Source organism: Candidatus Thioglobus autotrophicus (assembly GCF_001293165.1).
GTDB classification, from domain to species: Bacteria; Pseudomonadota; Gammaproteobacteria; order PS1; family Pseudothioglobaceae; genus Thioglobus_A; species Thioglobus_A autotrophicus.
In genome coordinates, this window is sequence record NZ_CP010552.1 from 895183 (window position 1) to 912198 (window position 17016).

At 39.3% G+C, this 17016-nt stretch carries 24 protein-coding genes; 11 read left to right on the forward strand and 13 right to left on the reverse strand.

The genetic code is table 11. The features are described 5' to 3' along the window. Window positions 1–2 precede the first annotated feature (2 nt). From SP60_RS04820 to priA, 5 genes are all read right to left on the reverse strand, one after another. Window positions 3–710: a DUF4395 domain-containing protein gene (locus tag SP60_RS04820; RefSeq protein WP_053951544.1), complete on the reverse strand. Its 708-nt coding sequence runs from the start codon at window positions 708–710 to the stop codon at window positions 3–5. 87 nt (window positions 711–797) lie between these two features. Further along, window positions 798–1103: a thiosulfate oxidation carrier complex protein SoxZ gene (gene soxZ / locus SP60_RS04825; RefSeq protein WP_053951545.1), complete on the reverse strand. Its 306-nt coding sequence runs from the start codon at window positions 1101–1103 to the stop codon at window positions 798–800. A gap of 21 nt (window positions 1104–1124) precedes the next feature. Further along, window positions 1125–1568, reverse strand: coding sequence for a thiosulfate oxidation carrier protein SoxY (gene soxY, locus SP60_RS04830; RefSeq protein ID WP_053951546.1), 444 nt, complete (start codon window positions 1566–1568; stop codon window positions 1125–1127). A gap of 55 nt (window positions 1569–1623) precedes the next feature. Then, window positions 1624–2106, reverse strand: coding sequence for a DsrE family protein (locus tag SP60_RS04835; RefSeq protein ID WP_053951547.1), 483 nt, complete (start codon window positions 2104–2106; stop codon window positions 1624–1626). A 137-nt stretch (window positions 2107–2243) separates the two neighbouring features. Further along, complete coding sequence (gene priA, locus SP60_RS04840; RefSeq protein WP_053951548.1) at window positions 2244–4205, reverse strand: replication restart helicase PriA; 1962 nt, start codon at window positions 4203–4205, stop codon at window positions 2244–2246. 56 nt (window positions 4206–4261) lie between these two features. Between priA and ybeY the strand changes: the two genes are divergently transcribed. After that, window positions 4262–4702, forward strand: coding sequence for an rRNA maturation RNase YbeY (gene ybeY / locus SP60_RS04845; protein ID WP_053951549.1), 441 nt, complete (start codon window positions 4262–4264; stop codon window positions 4700–4702). 7 nt (window positions 4703–4709) lie between these two features. Here ybeY and tilS read toward each other — a convergent pair whose 3' ends face one another. Further along, the gene (tilS, locus tag SP60_RS04850; RefSeq protein ID WP_053952226.1) at window positions 4710–5885 is read right to left on the reverse strand and encodes a tRNA lysidine(34) synthetase TilS; all 1176 of its coding nucleotides are present in this window, start codon (window positions 5883–5885) and stop codon (window positions 4710–4712) included. After that, window positions 5866–6816, reverse strand: coding sequence for an acetyl-CoA carboxylase carboxyltransferase subunit alpha (locus tag SP60_RS04855; RefSeq protein ID WP_053951550.1), 951 nt, complete (start codon window positions 6814–6816; stop codon window positions 5866–5868). The genes tilS and SP60_RS04855 overlap by 20 nt, the downstream gene beginning before the upstream one ends. A 44-nt stretch (window positions 6817–6860) precedes the next feature. Between SP60_RS04855 and SP60_RS04860 the strand changes: the two genes are divergently transcribed. From SP60_RS04860 to SP60_RS04890, 7 genes are all read left to right on the forward strand, one after another. Beyond that, on the forward strand, window positions 6861–7469 hold the full coding sequence (locus tag SP60_RS04860; RefSeq protein ID WP_053951551.1) for a LysE family translocator: 609 nt from the start codon (window positions 6861–6863) through the stop codon (window positions 7467–7469). Between the two features lie 5 nt (window positions 7470–7474). Further along, entirely contained in the window at window positions 7475–8083 is a 609-nt protein-coding gene (locus SP60_RS04865) for a LysE family translocator (protein ID WP_053951552.1), read from the forward strand. Further along, window positions 8080–8976: a DMT family transporter gene (locus SP60_RS04870; RefSeq protein WP_053951553.1), complete on the forward strand. Its 897-nt coding sequence runs from the start codon at window positions 8080–8082 to the stop codon at window positions 8974–8976. Before SP60_RS04865 ends, SP60_RS04870 begins: the two co-directional genes overlap by 4 nt. Window positions 8977–9137: 161 nt before the next feature. Then, the gene (gene ccoS, locus SP60_RS04875) at window positions 9138–9311 is read left to right on the forward strand and encodes a cbb3-type cytochrome oxidase assembly protein CcoS (RefSeq protein WP_053951554.1); all 174 of its coding nucleotides are present in this window, start codon (window positions 9138–9140) and stop codon (window positions 9309–9311) included. A gap of 70 nt (window positions 9312–9381) precedes the next feature. Then, window positions 9382–10059, forward strand: a complete 678-nt coding sequence (locus SP60_RS04880) for a TIGR00153 family protein (RefSeq protein WP_053951555.1) — start codon at window positions 9382–9384, stop codon at window positions 10057–10059. Between the two features lie 20 nt (window positions 10060–10079). Next, window positions 10080–11348, forward strand: a complete 1269-nt coding sequence (locus tag SP60_RS04885) for an inorganic phosphate transporter (protein WP_053951556.1) — start codon at window positions 10080–10082, stop codon at window positions 11346–11348. A 4-nt stretch (window positions 11349–11352) separates the two neighbouring features. Then, on the forward strand, window positions 11353–11583 hold the full coding sequence (locus SP60_RS04890; RefSeq protein WP_053951557.1) for a BolA family protein: 231 nt from the start codon (window positions 11353–11355) through the stop codon (window positions 11581–11583). Between the two features lie 3 nt (window positions 11584–11586). On the opposite strand, the gene SP60_RS04895 is transcribed toward SP60_RS04890, so the two are convergent. Next, entirely contained in the window at window positions 11587–11778 is a 192-nt protein-coding gene (locus tag SP60_RS04895; protein ID WP_053951558.1) for a CPXCG motif-containing cysteine-rich protein, read from the reverse strand. Next, window positions 11771–11947, reverse strand: a complete 177-nt coding sequence (locus tag SP60_RS08260) for a DUF1289 domain-containing protein (RefSeq protein ID WP_082319644.1) — start codon at window positions 11945–11947, stop codon at window positions 11771–11773. Before SP60_RS08260 ends, SP60_RS04895 begins: the two co-directional genes overlap by 8 nt. Window positions 11948–12018: 71 nt before the next feature. Between SP60_RS08260 and SP60_RS04900 the strand changes: the two genes are divergently transcribed. Genes SP60_RS04900 through SP60_RS04910 form a run of 3 tightly spaced genes read left to right on the forward strand, consistent with a single transcriptional unit; the run spans window position 12019 to window position 14400 of the window. Next, window positions 12019–13332 carry a DEAD/DEAH box helicase gene (locus tag SP60_RS04900; protein ID WP_053951559.1) on the forward strand — a complete coding sequence of 438 codons (1314 nt, stop codon included), beginning with the start codon at window positions 12019–12021 and terminating at the stop codon, window positions 13330–13332. A 14-nt stretch (window positions 13333–13346) separates the two neighbouring features. Further along, on the forward strand, window positions 13347–14126 hold the full coding sequence (gene djlA, locus SP60_RS04905) for a co-chaperone DjlA (RefSeq protein WP_053951560.1): 780 nt from the start codon (window positions 13347–13349) through the stop codon (window positions 14124–14126). A gap of 25 nt (window positions 14127–14151) precedes the next feature. Then, window positions 14152–14400: a hypothetical protein gene (locus tag SP60_RS04910; RefSeq protein WP_144418594.1), complete on the forward strand. Its 249-nt coding sequence runs from the start codon at window positions 14152–14154 to the stop codon at window positions 14398–14400. Between the two features lie 73 nt (window positions 14401–14473). Here the strand turns inward: SP60_RS04910 and SP60_RS04915 are convergent, their stop codons facing one another. From SP60_RS04915 to SP60_RS04930, 4 genes are all read right to left on the reverse strand, one after another. Further along, window positions 14474–14986 carry an SOUL family heme-binding protein gene (locus tag SP60_RS04915; protein WP_053951562.1) on the reverse strand — a complete coding sequence of 171 codons (513 nt, stop codon included), beginning with the start codon at window positions 14984–14986 and terminating at the stop codon, window positions 14474–14476. Between the two features lie 84 nt (window positions 14987–15070). After that, on the reverse strand, window positions 15071–15427 hold the full coding sequence (locus SP60_RS04920) for a thiol-disulfide oxidoreductase DCC family protein (RefSeq protein WP_053951563.1): 357 nt from the start codon (window positions 15425–15427) through the stop codon (window positions 15071–15073). A 3-nt stretch (window positions 15428–15430) separates the two neighbouring features. Further along, on the reverse strand, window positions 15431–16630 hold the full coding sequence (gene trpB, locus SP60_RS04925; protein ID WP_053951564.1) for a tryptophan synthase subunit beta: 1200 nt from the start codon (window positions 16628–16630) through the stop codon (window positions 15431–15433). Then, a complete protein-coding gene (locus tag SP60_RS04930; protein WP_053951565.1) occupies window positions 16630–17010 on the reverse strand; it encodes a sirohydrochlorin chelatase in 381 nt (126 codons plus the stop codon). Before SP60_RS04930 ends, trpB begins: the two co-directional genes overlap by 1 nt. Window positions 17011–17016 lie beyond the last annotated feature (6 nt).

Below are 17016 nucleotides of genomic sequence, written 5' to 3' on the forward strand. Positions count from 1 at the left end.
ATTTATTTTTTATCCCAGTTTAGATTGTTGCATGCATGGCATGTTTCTTTGAGCAGGCCAATCTTCACCAGTAAAGCGTGAATTTTACAGCCTACACAGTATCCCAATATCGCCTCTAACCACATAAATAGCAAGCAAACTGAAACGAGAATAATGCCTAATCCTGCAGGCATATATCGTTCTGTAGTCGGCAGTAGATTCAGTTGAAAAACTGAGTTCAATCCATGTGCAAACACCACGGGATTAAAAAATATAATACAGGTGATTACCATGCCAATGCCAATACTCCAGGCAAATCGCTTGGGAGCTATGGGCACCCAAACAGGTGGATGGTTTTTAGCAAGATAACTACTAATAAGAATACTGGGTGAAAATCTGGAAGTAGATACAAACATGCTAACGATCATTTCAAATAAGACATAAAACAAAACTAAAGTTTGTGTTGAGTACTCATAAGTTCTCTTGACCGCCTCGACTGCGTAGATAATTTGATCATCCCAATTGGTGTCATAGGTGTCAGTAGCGGTACTAACATCAACCACCCACTTTGAAGTGTAAGCCACATCATATAACATCAAACCCATATACACAGGTACAAGTAAAAGTATTCCTGCACGAATACGAACAGCAACTTCATTAATATAAATAACAGAAGCATCTAGATCTTGAAACCAGAGATTTTTCACTATTTTAGATAATTGACTTTTCATGATTTTTTAATAAGTTTGTGCAATCATCTCTTGTCTTGAGAAGAAAGTTAAAGGCATTGAAGTAAATTGACGCTAATGCCGGATTGTTTATTTTGATACTTTGGATATTTGCAGTGTCTTTCCCAGATTATCAATAGATTCGAAATGAATCTCATCGCCTTTTACACCTGGAATCTTAAACTGAAAAAATGGATTTTCAGAAATACTTCCACCAATCGCTGCTTTGGCGGCCAAACGATTATTCTTCTTTAAGATTAGGTTAGTGATGTGATTCTCTGGAACGATTTTCCCACTCTTATCTTTTCGATTGCCACTTTCCATTGGATGCTTAATTAGCACCCTAACAGTAATAAATCCCGCTCTTGACTTAGCTTTTAGTTTGATTTTTGCCATAATTCTTTCTGGAGTATTGTACTAACCTCCGCATCCTCCTAAGGTGACCTTGACAGTCTTGTTTCTAATAAAGCTTCCTGATGCTGTGCCCACAACAGCTGTTACAACTGATGTTTCTGCCATTTTGATGCGCGTTGTAATAAAAGCAGACGCCTCTAAGATTTCAAAATATGCAGATAATGGCACTTTGTTGTTATGCACATAAATCGCAATATTTTTAACGGCGGGCATATGGCTAGCATCGATTGTAATAGGTACCATGGCGCCATTTTCGGCAATCTCTGGTGCCTTTAATATAAACTCACCCTCTTGAGCGTTAGACAATTGTCGTTGAGTTTTTTTGGACAGTTCTTTAAACTCTGATGTATTGGCAAAGGCTTTAATAGGTGTCAGCAATCCAAAACTAACCGCAGTCGCGACTGAAGTAATGGCGATAGATTGCTTTAGAAATAATCTTCTATTCATTGTGCACTCTCTTTAAGTGTCAACACACAGGTAAAACCCCTGTGTGTTGATGTTATTAAGGTCTTAAGTAGGCAAAACCTTTGGCTTGAAGATGTGCAATCTCTGCAACACCACTGGGAACGATGTCAGTTCTTTCAGCATCGTAAAGTTGGTCTGTATCAATCTTCTTGCCTTTTAGCGTATTTGCGCACACTTTAAAGGTAACACCTTGTTTTTTTAGATTGGCAATAGAAGCTTGCTGCTTGTTTGTGGCATTTCCAACTGGAAGCTTAGTGCTACTAGCCTCTTCTGGTAATAGCAACATTGACAAGCCTTTGCCGTGCATAATAACTCGAAGATCTAGGTTTTTTGCGCCGACAGCATTGATATGGTTTTGGATATTTCTAAGTGCGCCTGTTTGTCGCTTAGCACCGTCATAGTTAACATGGTAGGCAATTCTCTGCGTGCCATAATCTCCAGCATTAGCTATCGATGATAAGCCAAATGCCATGCTAAGTGCTATAAGCCCTGTTACCATTTTATTTATTGTTGTTTTCATTTTCTCTCCCTATTTATATTAAATGTCTTTTTTAAGTCAAGCATATGGCTCGACCGATTTCAATTGTATAGAACTGGGAAAATAATAGAATTAGGGCTTATACCAATAATGTTGGTAGTTATTTGAACGGATGTCGTTTAATCAATCGGATCTACATCTAAATACCAGCGAACTTTATTTTTAAGCTTGATGGTATCAATGTGCTGGCTAAAAGTGGCGAGCATTTGATGAAGTGCTTTTCTGTCATTTGATTGCAAGTACAAATTGAAGTAATAATAATCTGCCTTTTTTTCAATTGAATTGGCTACAGGCCCCCAAATTTCTACCGTATCAAGCTTAACACTTTTTAAGAGACCGGCCACCTCGCGCAAAAAATCCTCAGCATTTTGTTTATTTTTAGCATTCGCACATAACAACGCTTGATGAGCGAATGGTGGCATCATGGCACTTTGTCGCTGCTTAAGTAGGCCACTGGCAAATTGTGTATAGCGATTTGAAAGGACATAATGAAACATTGGATGATCTGGGTAGCGTGTTTGAATCGCCACCTCGCCTTGATCGCCACTGCGACCAGCACGCCCTGAAACTTGAATCAGAAGCTGCGCCAAATATTCAGTGGCACGGAAATTGGTGGATAAAAAACCACCATCAATATCCAATATACCCACCATGGCTAAATTAGAAAAGTCATGGCCTTTGGCCAACATTTGCGTGCCAACAATAATGCATGGCTCACCAGAATTAATTTTTTCTAAGTGTTCGGCTAGGGCTTTTTTGCGTCGTGTGGTGTCGCGATCAATACGGATAATAGGCGTATCGGCAAAGTGTGAACCTAGGGTTTCTTCGAGTCGTTCTGTACCGTAACCATAAACCTCTAAGCTTTGTTCGCCACACTCAGGACAGGCTTGTTCTGGCATTTGTTCATCGCCACAGTGGTGACACTTGAGTCGATTGATATGTCGATGATAAATCATGGAAGCATGGCAATGGTTACACTCAGATTTCCAACTACATTCTGTACAAAAGTAAACTGGCGCATAGCCACGCCTGTTAATAAACAACATCACTTGCTTGCCTTTAGACAAGTATTGCTGCATTTTTTCAACGAGCAGTTTAGACAAAGCACCATCAGTATGCGAGCGCATGTCAATCAGGCTAACTTTTGGCATCACCACGCCACCAGCTCGATTGGCCAAAGTTAGGCGCGTGAGCTTATTATCCATAGCGTTTTTTAAAGTTTCCAAGCTCGGCGTAGCTGTACCTAATATCAGCGGAATTCCAACTTGCTTGGCACGAATAAAGCTAAGATCTCGCGCTGAATAACGAAAGCTTGATTGTTGCTTAAATGAGCCGTCATGCTCTTCATCAATAATAATCATGCCAAGATTTGGCATGGGCGCAAAGATGGCGCTTCGTGTGCCTAAAACCACACCAGCGTCTCCACTTTTGGCCATAAGATAAGCATCAAGCTTTTGGGTTTCATTTAGTTGTGAGTGAATAGCTACGACACGGGTTTTTAGGCGCTGTTCAAAGCGCGCTATCATTTGTGGCGTTAGGCCGATTTCCGGTACCAATACTAATACTTGTTGACCTTGATTAAGCACCTCTTGGGTGATGCGCAGGTAAACTTCAGTTTTTCCACTGCCGGTAACACCGTGAAGCAGAAAGCCGTGATACTTATGTTGTTCAGCCAAAATGGCTTCAATAGCTAGTGTTTGCTCCTGGGTAATTTCAAAGTCAGGCTGGCTGGTTTTAAGCGGCAAGCCAATAACTTTTTTGATCTTTGCTTCTTTGCCAAGACGCAAATTTTTGGGCATGGCTGCCAACAACACCTCGCCAACAGGATGGTGATAATATTTAGCTGCCCAAAAAAGAAAATCCAGAATGGGTTTATCCAGAATCGGCATTTCGTCCAGAACTTCCACGATAGATTTCAGCTTGTTAAAATCACTTTTATCTTTATTGGCAAGCGCAATTCCAATGACTTTTTTAGCACCAAAAGGCACTTTAACACGCGCGCCAACAGCAACTTCATGATCACTTTGGTAATCAAAAGTTTTGTTTAATGGAACGGCAATAGCAACTTCAATGATTGGCATGAATGCTGGAATATTAACCACGTAAAATAAATCATTTTATCAATTAAATCTTGGGCATGATTGTTATTCAAAATAGTATTGACGTTAATAGTATTAATGAAGCAGAGTTTTCCAATACGCTACAAAGCGTACTAGATGAGCTTAACGTAAGCGATAGTGAGCTACTCGTGCGCTTTGTGGATAAGATAGAAATTCAGCAGTTAAATAAAACCTATCGTCATCAGGATAAAGCCACCAATGTATTGTCTTTTCCCAGCGATTTGCCGATTGAAATTGAAGAGGCGATTTTAGGTGACGTGGTTATATGTGTTGCAGTTGTGACTGAAGAGGCGCAAGCGCAAGGAAAAACTTTTGAGAATCATTTGCTGCATATGGCCATTCACGGAACGCTGCATTTATTGGGATTTGACCATATTGAAGAATCAGATGCTGAAAAAATGGAAGCGCTTGAAGTAAAAATTTTGGAAAAAATGCAAATCAGCAATCCATATCAATAATTAAGGTTTATTCAGCGTGCTCCATGCGTCCAAGGCGCTCCATAGCACGTAATTCATCGTTAATATAATACATTTTGAGTGAATTTCGCTCCCAAGGCGGTATTCCCGCTTCTTGCAAGACCTTTTTCAGAGATTGTGAGTGTTTTTTGCCGGGTAACTTGATGCGTTGACCTTCGGCTCGATAACGAATGGAAAAATTTGGCAAATTTTCTAATTCAGTGTGAATTGGGCATTTTTCTGATATTTTTTCAGTTGTGTTATTAATAAAATACAAGGATTGCTGGTAACGCCTTACTTCAAACTCATCCCATCTAACTAATGGCGTTGCATCGGCTTTGGCAGATAACAGCTCAATAATCTGATCGAGGATTTTGTCGCTTGGCGCTAAAAAATTTAACTGATTAAGTTGATGGCGCAATACGTTTTTAATTCTATGCAGCTGAAGTGTTGTCAATGCATCAATTTGCAGGCGATTATTAGCATCAAGCAGATTGTTAGTCTGAATATCAAGCTCAGCTAATTCACGCATGAGTTTGAGCGCTTCTGACTGGTGTTTGGCGCTACGAGCAAGGGATTTTGTCAAATTTTGATAGATTTTTGATAATAGAGGGATTATCTCTAAACGCAGTAAATTTCGCCTAAAATTAGTATCTTTGTTGCTATCGTCTTCAATCCAGTTGAGTTTGTGCTGGGTAGCGTAGTCAATCACCTGCTGTTTTCCAATCCCGAGCATGGGGCGGTAGTGAACACCTAGTCCCAAAGGTTTTTGTGGTGGCATTGAGGCTAATCCAGCAACACCAGCGCCTCGAAACAATTGCAAAAGCAAAGTTTCTGCTTGATCGTCCTGATGATGTGCAGTGCACAAAATTTCATCTTGATTTAAATCACATGATAATGAAAAATAGCGTTTTTTACGGGCATTTTCTTCGATGTTAGATGTTTTTTCTAGATAAAAGTCGATATTTTTATAAGGGATGTTGAGGCTTTTACATATCTGTTGGCAAAAAGCATGCCAATGATCACAATGCTCAGATAAGTGATGGTTGCAATGTACAACTCTGAGTTGTTTGGGAAAGTGGGTGTGTAAATAGTGGAGTAAGACGACCGAATCCATGCCGCCACTCAAGCCTAGGACAATATTTTTGCCCTGAAGATAGCTGTCTTTAGTCTTTAAATTGTCCAAACCCAAGGAGTTTTTCTTGTCTTGCTGAAAGCAGGTCGGCCGTAGCAATTTTTTTAATAGCGTTTAGTTCTTGCACTAAAGCAGCTTTCAATAAAGACTGAGCTTCTGACGGATCACGATGGTTGCCACCCAATGGCTCATTAATAATAACGTCAATTAATCCCTCTTTTTTAAGGTGTTCTGAGGTGAGCTTTAAGGATTCAGCAGCAATGTTTGCTTGGCTGGCATCTTTATATAAAATAGAGGCGCAACCTTCTGGCGAAATGACTGAGTAGATTGAGTATTCGAACATCATCATGGTGTCGGCTACGCCAATTGCCAAAGCGCCACCAGAGCCACCTTCGCCAATAACCACGGAGATAATCGGTGTGGCTAGGGTTGACATCTCGAATAGATTTTTGGCAATGGCTTCGCTCTGTCCGCGCTCTTCTGCGCCAATGCCTGGATAAGCGCCGGGCGTGTCAATAAAGGTAATGACAGGCAGATTAAATTTTTCAGCCATTTTCATTAAACGTAGCGCCTTACGATAGCCTTCAGGGCGTGGCATGCCAAAATTATATTTGAGTTTTTCTTGGGTTGATCGACCTTTTTGTTGGCCAATAAACATTACTGGTTGGCCGTCTAATTTGGCAATACCGCCCACAATAGCATGGTCATCGCCATAAGCACGATCACCATGTAGCTCGGTAAATTCTTCAAACACTTCATCAATATAATCTAGTGTGTAAAGACGTTTAGGGTGGCGCGCTAGTTGAGAAATTTGCCAATCAGATAAAGAAGAAAATATCTTTTTTGTGAGGCTACTGCTTTTGCTCTTTAAGGCCTTCATTTCATCGGCAATATCAGCCTTATCTTGAATGTTGTAAAGCGCATTAATTTTTTCTTCTAGTTCGGCAATTGGCTGTTCAAAATCAAGATAATCTAAATTCATAAGGCATTAAAATAAATGTTTAAATAATGATTGAATTATAGCAGATGGAACTATTAACACTACTATCTTTAATGTTTGCCACGTTTGTGTATGCCATCTCTCCGGGCCCCGGGATATTTGCCGTATTAGCCACCTCAACACGTTATGGCCCTATTGCGGCTTTGTGGCTTTCTATTGGGCATGTGATCGGCGATATCCTGTATGTTTCAATTGCCATGTTTGCGCTTACATTTTTGGCGCAAACCATCGAGCAAAGCATGGTTTTTGTGAAAATGTTTGGTGCGACATATTTGCTCTATATTGGCTTTCAACAATATCGCTCAATGGGGGTTAGTTTTAAAGAAGACAAGAGTCAGAAGTCAATCATCCATCTGCTTTTTTCTGGGTTTATTGTGGGCGGAACTAACCCAAAAACCATTATTTATTACTTATCTTTTTTGCCTATTTTTATCGATTTAAATAATCTAACGCTAATGACTGAGGTGCAAGTTATTGTGGTGGTGGGCGTGACAGTTTTGTTGGTATTGAGTTTGGCTAATATTCTTGGACTAAGGCTGAGAAAATCTGTCAAAGATCCTAGCGTGATTCAAAAGGTTAATAAAATAACAGGTATAACTATGATGTTAGTCGGTGTTTTTGTGGCATTATATTAAAGCCAATGACATTACTTGATTTCACCTCTTTATTTTTAATTGCCTTTGTGTTTGTGATTACACCTGGGCCGGGCACTTTGGCGGTATTTGCCAAGAGTATGGCACAAGGGTTTGTGCCGGCTTTTTATTTATCACTTGGTATGGTGCTGGGCGATTTGGTGTATTTGGCCGCAGTACTTTTTTCGCTGGATTTATTTGCCGAGGTTATTACACCACTCATGGATTATGTTAGGGTTCTTGGCGGGCTTTATTTAATTTATTTAGGCTATGGCGCTTGGAATGCGCACAAAGTAAAGCTAAGCTCAAAGTCTAAACACAAGACGAATGCTAAGGAGTTTTTAACGGGGCTAATAATTAGCCTAACCAATCCTAAAGTGATGATTTTTTATATTGCTATTTTGCCAGCCTTTATTGACCTATCTCAAGTTAGCATACTCTATGCTTTAGAAATTTTAGCCACCGTTGGCGTGGGGCTTATTGTCGGTATTAGCGTGATTAATATTACTGTTGGAAAGATTAAGAAAATATTTGCCAAGCCAGGAATGGATGTGCGTATTAATAAAATTAGTGGCACGATTATGGTTTCTGTTGGTGTTTTGTTGGGCTTGTCATGAGTAATGATCGCCAGCTATCCCTTTGGATTGTGCTTGCTATGTTGTTCTGGGGCGCCTCTTGGCCGATTGCGAATGTGCTGTCAAATTACATTAACGTGCATGAATTTATAAGCTATCGCTACATCATTACAACCATCACTATGGTGCCTGTGTTGTGGTGGATGAAATTAAGCTTTAAGATTAGTTTTCAACATTTTTTGGTGGCCTGTGCCGCAGCTATTCTACTGATTTATTATTCTAAATATTATTTCTTAAGTACTAAATATGGCGCCCCAGGATTGGCAGGTGCGGTAGTAACGACGCTGATGCCAGTATTGGTGTATTTGCTGATGATGTTTAGTAAGCAGAAGAAAACCCAAAACAAGGATTGGCTGGCTTTATTGTTGGGTGTTTTTGGGGTTTTGGTTACCATGAATATTTGGCAGTTTCAGCTCAGTGAGATTATAAGCGGTACCAGTGTGTATCTATTGGCCGCAGCAACTTGTTGGGCTTTGATGTCTATTGTTACCACCTATGCCAAGTCAGTTGTACCTGCAACACTGAGTTTTTATATTTATTTGATGACAGCGCTTTTTGATTTAACCTTCTTTTTTGAGCCAACTCACGGCTCTATCTTGGCTATGGATAGTGTATTTTGGCTTAGTTTTTTGATTGTTACGATTGGCTCCACGACATTTGCCACTACCGTTTATTTTTTAGGTATTCAAAAATTAGGCTCCAAGCAAGCCAGTGTATTTACTTTTTTAGTGCCATTTTTTGCCGTTGGTTTAAGTGTGCTATTTTTAAACGAAAATTGGTATTGGACAACCATACTCGGCGCACTAATGACAATCGTTGCTCTGATTATATTAAACAATATTAAGCTTGGATTTTATAATAAAGGCCATGATTAGCACTTGGAAAAGGGGTGTTATTACAGCCATTTTTAATGAAAAAAATAAGTGAAAAATTGAGCATATTTTGAGAAAATGTCCAATAAGCTCCCAAAAAATGAGCTTCTTGAATAAAAAATAAACGCAATTAATGTTATGATTGACACAAAAGAGTGGAATAAATGGATGTAATTTATTGGTTGATACCGAGTATGATTTTTGTCGGCGTTGTGCTTGTAATCCTTTTAATGATGGGGGTTAAGAGTGGGCAGTTTGAAGATCTGGAAGGAGAAGGTCAGCGTATTTTATTTGACGATGATCAAGATAATCCGCCCGCCAAAAAAAAATCCAAATAAGGGGTTGACACTTGTGTGTTTTTATAGAAAATTCGCATTTAACTAAACAACAAAAAAACAGGTAGCAAATATGGCTAAAAGTATTATTGATGGTTTATTTGGAAAATCTCCAATTAGCCCACTCCAGCATCATATGACCAGTGTACATTCGTGTATTGCCGAATTAAAAGATTTTATGGTTGCTATTCATGCCCAAGATTGGGACAAGGCTGAAGAAATTCGCTCAAAAATCGGCGATAAGGAAGGCGAGGCTGATGTTTTGAAGAAAAAGCTACGCCTAAGTTTACCCTCTACCTTCATGATGCCTTTCTCTCGTAGAGATTTGCTTGATTTGTTGCTTATTCAAGACTCTATCGCCAACCTGACTAAAGATGTATCAGGCCTGATGATTAATCGAAAAATGACTTTGCCAAATGAAATCTTTGAGGATGTTATTGAGCTGACCAGTGTTTGCATTAAAACTTCAGCAACGGCGCTTAAAGCGGTTAATGAGCTGGATGAACTATTAGAAACTGCCTTTGGCAATCGTGAACGCAAAGTGGTTGGCTCTATCATTAGTGATATTAATGAATTAGAAAGCGAATCAGACCGAATTCAACACGTGATCCGAACCAAATTATTTCCATTAGAGGCTGATTTACCTCCTGTTGATGTGATGTTTTATTATCGCGCTGTAGAGTGGCTTGGTGAGTTAGCAGATGCGGCGCAAAAAGTCGGCTCTCGACTAGAAGTATTGCTCGCAAAATAATCAGTTAAAAGGACTCTATTATGGAAATTATTGCAAATTACGGTGATATTTTATTAATGTTGGCAGTGGCTTTTGGCTTATTTATGGCTTGGGGTGTGGGTGCTAATGATGTGGCTAATGCCATGGGAACTTCGGTAGGTTCTGGTGCGATTACTATTAAACAAGCGATTATTATCGCTGTTATTTTTGAATTTGCGGGCGCTATCTTGGCCGGTGGAGAGGTAACAGCAACCATTCGTAAAGGTATTTTAGATGCAAATATTTTTACCGATAGCCCACATTTATTGGTCTACGGTATGTTGGCTTCACTATTAGCAGCAGGCACGTGGCTGATGGTTGCCTCTAATTTAGGCTGGCCGGTGTCAACCACACACTCTATTGTTGGCGCTATTGTTGGTTTTGGCGCTGTGGGTGTTGGAGTTGATGCGGTTGCTTGGGGCAAGGTTGGTAATATTGCCATGAGTTGGATTGTTTCCCCAATTTTGGCAGGATCCATTGCTTTTATGCTCTTTAGAAGCTTGCAAAATCTGATTATTGACACCAAACATCCATTTGATAACGCTAAAAAATACGTACCGTTTTATATGTTTTTAGTGGGTTTTGTTATTTCACTTGTGACTATTTTTAAAGGCCTTAAGCATGTTGGCTTAAGTTTTGATCTGTCAACTAGCTACATGTTGGCATTTGGTTTTGGGCTGTTGGTTATGTTGGTCGGCACGCTTATTATTAGGCGTATTCATGTTGATCCTAATGAAAATGATGACTTTCACTTTACCTCTATGGAAAGAATTTTCAGTGTACTAATGATTATTACTGCAGCGGCAATGGCGTTTGCTCATGGATCAAATGATGTTGCTAATGCGATTGGTCCATTAGCAGCGATTTATAGTGTTATTGAAAGTGGCGGACTAATTGGTGCGAAAAGTGCCTTGCCTATTTGGGTGTTGTTAGTTGGTGGTGGTGGTATCGTATTTGGTCTAGTGACTTATGGTCATAAAGTTATTGCCACAGTGGGAACTGGTATTACTCAGTTAACCCCTTCAAGAGGTTTTGCTGCAACTTTAGCGGCAGCTGCCACTGTTGTAATTGCATCTGGTACTGGCCTTCCAGTATCAACCACGCAAGTGTTAGTGGGCGCAGTTTTAGGTGTTGGTCTGGCAAGAGGTTTGGCAGCATTGGATACTCGCATGATTAACAAAATTTTTCTTTCATGGTTGATCACATTGCCAGCTGGCGCAATGATGTCAATCATATTTTTCTTTATGCTTAAGGGCATGTTCGGAGCTTAAAAAAATGACATTAGATGAAATTCAAGCAAAACTAGAAGCAGGTGTTCAGGACTCAACCGTCACCATGCAAGGTGACGGTTGTAATTGTTCTACAGTTGTAGTGTCAAATGTTTTTGAGGGTATGTCGTTGCTAGCTCGTCAGAAAATGGTGCTGGCAACTGTTCGTCCAGAAATTGATTCTGGTGAATTACATGCATTAACCATTAAAGCAAGAACACCTGAAGAAATGAGTTAATAGCTATTCGTCTTCATGTTTCGCTGATATATAAACATTTTCATCAAAGTCAATTGTTGTTGTGATATTAATCGGTCGACAGCAAACTGAACAGTCCTCAATATAACTTTGATCAGGCTCAGAACAATCGACCTCTATATCGATAAACTCCCCACAATAAGGGCACATAATTGAATGATCTTGTAGCTCAATCATCAATAGTTCGATCTTTTAGATCTTTAGTGATGGCTTTTTTAAGGTCATTTGAGTAGTTAATCCAGCCAGTTATTTCGTCGCTATGTCGCTTACAGCCTACACAATATCTGTCTTTGTTGTATTTGCAAATTCCAATACAAGGGCTTTTAATAGCTTGGTAATTATTCATACGAAGTATTATAGATTGCTCTTACAAGGTAAATGTAAAATAGGCACCTTTATATTTATGCGCAACAAATTATGGGTTTTACAAAATTAGGCTTATCAGATGCTATTCTAGAGGCTGTTAAAAAACAAGGCTACGATACACCTTCCCCCATTCAAGAGAAATCTATTCCTTTGGTTTTAGAAGGCAAAGATGTGATGGCTGCCGCGCAAACAGGGACAGGAAAAACAGCTGGTTTTACCTTGCCAATTTTGCAGCTTTTGTCAAAAGGTCAGCCGACTAAATCAAACCAAGTTCGCGCTCTAATACTGACACCAACTCGTGAACTTGCCGCTCAAGTGCAAGATAGCGTGAATACTTATGGCAAGCATTTGCCGCTTAAGTCAGCTGTGGTTTTTGGCGGTGTTAAGATTAACCCGCAAATGCAAAAGCTACGTGGCGGTGTTGATATTTTAGTGGCAACACCGGGGCGCTTGCTAGATCTTCATTCGCAAAATGCTGTCAAGTTTGACGAACTTGAAATCATCGTATTTGATGAAGCAGATAGAATGCTAGATATGGGTTTTTTGCCAGATATTAAGAGAATTTTAAAGACGTTACCGCCTAAAAGACAGACGTTAATGTTTTCAGCGACGTTTTCTGATGAGATCAGAAAATTGGCAAAATCTCTGGTTCATAATCCAGTAGAAATTTCAACTGCGGTGCGCAATACAACAGTTAAATCGGTTAAACAGTGGATTCACCCTGTTGATAAGTCTAAAAAACAAGCGCTATTAACTCAATTAATTCAGGATCATGCTTGGTATCAAGTGCTAGTGTTTAGTCGTACTAAGCATGGCGCTAATCGTATTGCCACACAGCTCGGAAAAAAAGGCATTAGTGCGGCTGCGATTCATGGCAACAAATCTCAAGGTGCTCGTACACGAGCCCTGGCAGATTTTAAAAATGGTAAGGTTAATGTCTTGGTAGCCACTGATATTGCCGCACGCGGTATTGATATTGCTGAGCTGCCACACGTGGTTAATTTTGACTTGCCAAACGTACCAGAAGATTATGTGCATCGTATTGGTAGAACGGGACGCGCTGGTTCAAAGGGTGAGGCAATCTCGCTTGTCAGTGCGGATGAAGCGAAGCAGTTATTTGATATTGAGCGTCTAATTCAAAATAAGTTGGATCGTATTATGGTGGACGATTTTGTGCCAGATCACAACCTGCCAGAGTCGCTTAAAAATCAACCAGCACCAAAGAAGAAAAAACCCAAAAAGGATAACAGTCGCAACAAGCCTAGATACGGAAAAAATAGCAACTCTAAAGATAAAAAAGACAATAAGAAAAAAAGCTTTTGGGATAACAAGCCAAAGAAAAAACCTAAAAAAAGTAATACTTAAGCAGGACGATAGTTATGAGTTGGTGGACAACAGTTTTAGGTGGTGCGTTTGGCTTTATGCTTGGTGGGCCTTTAGGTGCGATGCTTGGCGCGGCATTTGCGGGCAATTTCTCTAAAGGGAAGTCTAGTTTTGGTGGATTTGATAAAGATCATCATCTGGGCGATCAGCAGCGTGTTCAGGCAGCATTTTTCAGCAGTTTATTTTCAGTGATGGGCTATATTGCCAAAGTGGATGGCAAAGTATCAAAAGAAGAGATTCTCTTAGCTCAGCAAGTAATGCAGCATATGCAATTAGCAGATGATATGCAGAAAGTTGCAAAAGAATTGTTTAACCAAGGTAAGCATAAAGACTTTAATCTAGATGAAGTGCTTGAACAGTTCCGCGTCGAAAGCCATAGACGTACCCATCTGGTGCGTATGTTTTTAGAGATTCAAATTCAAGCTACTTATGCTGATGGAATTTTGGATGATCAAGAGTATGATGCCCTTAGATATATTGCGCAAAAACTACATTTTCCCCTGCATGAGTTAGAAAATCTAATTCAACAATTTAACGCCACCAGAGGTCATGCAAGCCAACTAACAGTCGATGATGCTTACGTAGTGCTTGGTGCAGATAAGAATCTTACTGACAAAGAATTAAAACGAGTTTATCGTCGATTGTTAGCACAACATCATCCAGACAAGTTAGTGGCTAAAGGCTTGCCAGAAGAGATGATGAAAATTGCCAAAGAAAAAACACAAGGCATTATTAGTGCCTATGAACTTATTAAAAAACAACGTGGTATGCACTAATCTAGTTAAAAACAATGGAAAAAATATGAAAATTAAACCAATCACTTTCTTAATTGCATTTGCAGCTTCTGTATCTTCTCAAGCAGGAATTTGGGAAAAAATGACAACGATGGGCGCTACAACTATTAAGCCATCATCTGAGTATTTGATCGAAACTGCTGGTTGGAATATTCGTGTTTACGAATGGATCCCGGCGGATAACCCTGATACCCGCTGTATGTTTGCAGCAGGCTCAGAAAAGGGTGGTGTGGCTTGTTACTCAATCAACGATTAAACTGATGTTTGAATTATTTATCCTTGGCTTTATTATTGCGATTGTTGTTTATCTGATTAGAGGTAAAGTTTAATTATTTCAGTTCGATTAGTATTTCATTTCGACGTAAAAATGGCAATGTCCATGGTGGGTTGTAAAACGCATAAATAGGGCTATTCTGAGTTTGTAGCCCGTTATCTAATATGTATTGTGTTAATTTTAATTCATGTTGCTGGATGTTATCCTCAGAGGATAAGCCCGAAAATTTAATGACAACGAATTTCTGTTGATCAATTTTTTTAATTTTAACCGCAGGGTTTTCTGGTTTTGGTAAGGTATCTAATGAATGCTCAGCCGGCATTATAAATCGAACAATCCATCCATTTTCTGACTTTTGCTGAGTGACTGGTGCAGTCATGCTAATTTTCGTTTGTTGCTGGTTATTGCCAAAAATATAATCAGCAATTAATTTAAACCCTTCATTAATAGATAATTTTCTAGTATTTTTAACAACCACTTCCGAAACAATTAATGCACTATATTGCCTAATTTCGATAGGTGAGTTTTGCTCAATAACATCATATTTTGGCTGCTCTACATCACTCATAATTACTCCGGATAAGATAAATATAATTAGCAAAACACCACTAACACTTATTAATATTTTTATTAACTGTTTTTTCATATCTTGTTAATTCATATTGCAGTATTTAATTCTTTTAAATCGCCAGTTCGCAAATTTTTTATAAGCAAATCGCAATATAGATCTGATTACCGGAAAAGAAGTTATAGTTGCTAATATCCTAAACTTAGGTAATTTAGACCAGATTAAAATGAATGCATCCAAGCCTAAAGATAGTTCATTTTTAGAATTTTTAACATGTAATACTTTTAATGCCTCTGCTAGTGAAAAATTTTCTTTAGATAAATCAAGGCCTGATTCAGTGACATCTACCCATTCAAAAACATCCTTTGAGGCAATATTTTTGTAATGATTAATTTCTTTTGAGCAAACGCTACATTTACCATCATAAAATACTTTAATCATCAGTTACAACTCTTTCATAATTGATCTGACGGTATCAATATCTTTGTCTCCTCTACCCGAGAGATTGACAATGATATTCTTATCTTGGCCTAACTCTTTGGCAAGTTTTATAGCATAAGCAACAGCATGAGAAGATTCTAATGCTGGCAAGATTCCCTCTACTTTCGTTAAAGTGTGAAATGCAGCCAATGCCTCATCATCAGTAATTGATGCATATGAAGCTCTACCAGAATCTTTTAAATAAGCATGTTCTGGGCCAACACCTGGATAGTCTAATCCGGCAGAAATTGAATGCGTTGCCCCAATTTGTCCTTTATCATCACAAACTACATATGTTCTATTTCCATGAAGAACGCCAGGCCTTCCTTTGTTTAAAGGCGCTGAATGCTGATCAGTATCTAATCCGAAGCCCGATGCTTCAACACCATAAATACCGACTGAAGTATCATCGACAAATTCATGAAAAAGCCCTATTGCGTTTGATCCTCCACCTACACAAGCCACTAAGGCATCAGGTAAACCGCCTACTTGTTCATTAAATTGTGCCTTGGCCTCTTTTCCAATCACAGACTGAAAGTCTCTAACCATCATTGGGTAGGGATGAGGGCCAGCAACAGTGCCGATAATATAGAATGTGTCATCAACATTAGTTACCCAGTCACGCATCGCTTCGTTGAGAGCGTCTTTAAGTGTTTTCGAGCCTGATGTAACAGGAATAACAGTTGCACCCAGCAGCTTCATACGAAAAACATTTAGTGCCTGGCGAGCCACATCAACCTCACCCATATAAACGACACACTCTAATCCTAAGCGAGCAGCAACGGTTGCGGTTGCAACACCATGTTGGCCTGCGCCAGTTTCAGCAATAATTCGAGTTTTCCCCATTCGCTTAGCGAGTAATGCTTGTCCAATGGCATTGTTTATTTTATGAGCACCAGTATGATTTAAGTCTTCACGTTTAAGATAAATCTGTGCACCACCAACTTTTTGGCTTAAATTTTTAGCATGATAAAGTGGAGTAGAGCGACCAACATAGTGCTTTAAATCATCATCAAATTCAGCTTGAAATTCTGAATCTTTAAGGGCTTCAGCATAATTATGCGCTAAAGATTGCAGTGGCTCAAACAGCGTTTCTGCTGAAAAATTTCCACCATAGTCGCCAAAGTGACCCTTTATATCTGGTAAATTATAAGACTTGGGCATTATTGGCGTCCTCCTTGAGCATAAACAGCTGCTTTGATTAATAATTCAGCAATTTCACTACGAGCACCAAGATAACCCGAAACTGTAATCTCAACAGCAGGATTGTTCTTTTGACCAATTGCAATCTCTTCAGGAATATCTTCCGTCACATGTCTTCCAGCCGATAGAAAATAAGGTACTACAGTAATGTGAGTAGCACCACATTTCACGCAATCATCTATTGCACCAGGTATAGATGGCTCTGCTAATTCTAAAAAACCATGTTTAACTAAATCAAACTTTCCATCAGTGAGTCGTTGCATTTGTAAAGCCAACTGCTTAACCTCAGTATTTGAAGATTCTTTTCTGCTTCCGTGAGCAACTAATAATAATGCATTCATTGTAAA

What these genes read in the sequence shown, in the direction of transcription:
- SP60_RS04820 (WP_053951544.1), bottom strand. Translation starts at nt 710, where the DNA reads ATGAAAAGTCAATTATCTAAAATAGTGAAAAATCTCTGGTTTCAAGAT.
- soxZ (WP_053951545.1), bottom strand. Translation starts at nt 1,103, where the DNA reads ATGGCAAAAATCAAACTAAAAGCTAAGTCAAGAGCGGGATTTATTACT.
- soxY (WP_053951546.1), bottom strand. Translation starts at nt 1,568, where the DNA reads ATGAATAGAAGATTATTTCTAAAGCAATCTATCGCCATTACTTCAGTC.
- SP60_RS04835 (WP_053951547.1), bottom strand. Translation starts at nt 2,106, where the DNA reads ATGAAAACAACAATAAATAAAATGGTAACAGGGCTTATAGCACTTAGC.
- priA (WP_053951548.1), bottom strand. Translation starts at nt 4,205, where the DNA reads ATGCCAATCATTGAAGTTGCTATTGCCGTTCCATTAAACAAAACTTTT.
- ybeY (WP_053951549.1), top strand. Translation starts at nt 4,262, where the DNA reads ATGATTGTTATTCAAAATAGTATTGACGTTAATAGTATTAATGAAGCA.
- SP60_RS04855 (WP_053951550.1), bottom strand. Translation starts at nt 6,816, where the DNA reads ATGAATTTAGATTATCTTGATTTTGAACAGCCAATTGCCGAACTAGAA.
- SP60_RS04860 (WP_053951551.1), top strand. Translation starts at nt 6,861, where the DNA reads ATGGAACTATTAACACTACTATCTTTAATGTTTGCCACGTTTGTGTAT.
- SP60_RS04865 (WP_053951552.1), top strand. Translation starts at nt 7,475, where the DNA reads ATGACATTACTTGATTTCACCTCTTTATTTTTAATTGCCTTTGTGTTT.
- SP60_RS04870 (WP_053951553.1), top strand. Translation starts at nt 8,080, where the DNA reads ATGAGTAATGATCGCCAGCTATCCCTTTGGATTGTGCTTGCTATGTTG.
- ccoS (WP_053951554.1), top strand. Translation starts at nt 9,138, where the DNA reads ATGGATGTAATTTATTGGTTGATACCGAGTATGATTTTTGTCGGCGTT.
- SP60_RS04880 (WP_053951555.1), top strand. Translation starts at nt 9,382, where the DNA reads ATGGCTAAAAGTATTATTGATGGTTTATTTGGAAAATCTCCAATTAGC.
- SP60_RS04885 (WP_053951556.1), top strand. Translation starts at nt 10,080, where the DNA reads ATGGAAATTATTGCAAATTACGGTGATATTTTATTAATGTTGGCAGTG.
- SP60_RS04890 (WP_053951557.1), top strand. Translation starts at nt 11,353, where the DNA reads ATGACATTAGATGAAATTCAAGCAAAACTAGAAGCAGGTGTTCAGGAC.
- SP60_RS04895 (WP_053951558.1), bottom strand. Translation starts at nt 11,778, where the DNA reads ATGATTGAGCTACAAGATCATTCAATTATGTGCCCTTATTGTGGGGAG.
- SP60_RS08260 (WP_082319644.1), bottom strand. Translation starts at nt 11,947, where the DNA reads ATGAATAATTACCAAGCTATTAAAAGCCCTTGTATTGGAATTTGCAAA.
- SP60_RS04900 (WP_053951559.1), top strand. Translation starts at nt 12,019, where the DNA reads ATGGGTTTTACAAAATTAGGCTTATCAGATGCTATTCTAGAGGCTGTT.
- djlA (WP_053951560.1), top strand. Translation starts at nt 13,347, where the DNA reads ATGAGTTGGTGGACAACAGTTTTAGGTGGTGCGTTTGGCTTTATGCTT.
- SP60_RS04910 (WP_144418594.1), top strand. Translation starts at nt 14,152, where the DNA reads ATGAAAATTAAACCAATCACTTTCTTAATTGCATTTGCAGCTTCTGTA.
- SP60_RS04915 (WP_053951562.1), bottom strand. Translation starts at nt 14,986, where the DNA reads ATGAGTGATGTAGAGCAGCCAAAATATGATGTTATTGAGCAAAACTCA.
- SP60_RS04920 (WP_053951563.1), bottom strand. Translation starts at nt 15,427, where the DNA reads ATGATTAAAGTATTTTATGATGGTAAATGTAGCGTTTGCTCAAAAGAA.
- trpB (WP_053951564.1), bottom strand. Translation starts at nt 16,630, where the DNA reads ATGCCCAAGTCTTATAATTTACCAGATATAAAGGGTCACTTTGGCGAC.
- SP60_RS04930 (WP_053951565.1), bottom strand. Translation starts at nt 17,010, where the DNA reads ATGAATGCATTATTATTAGTTGCTCACGGAAGCAGAAAAGAATCTTCA.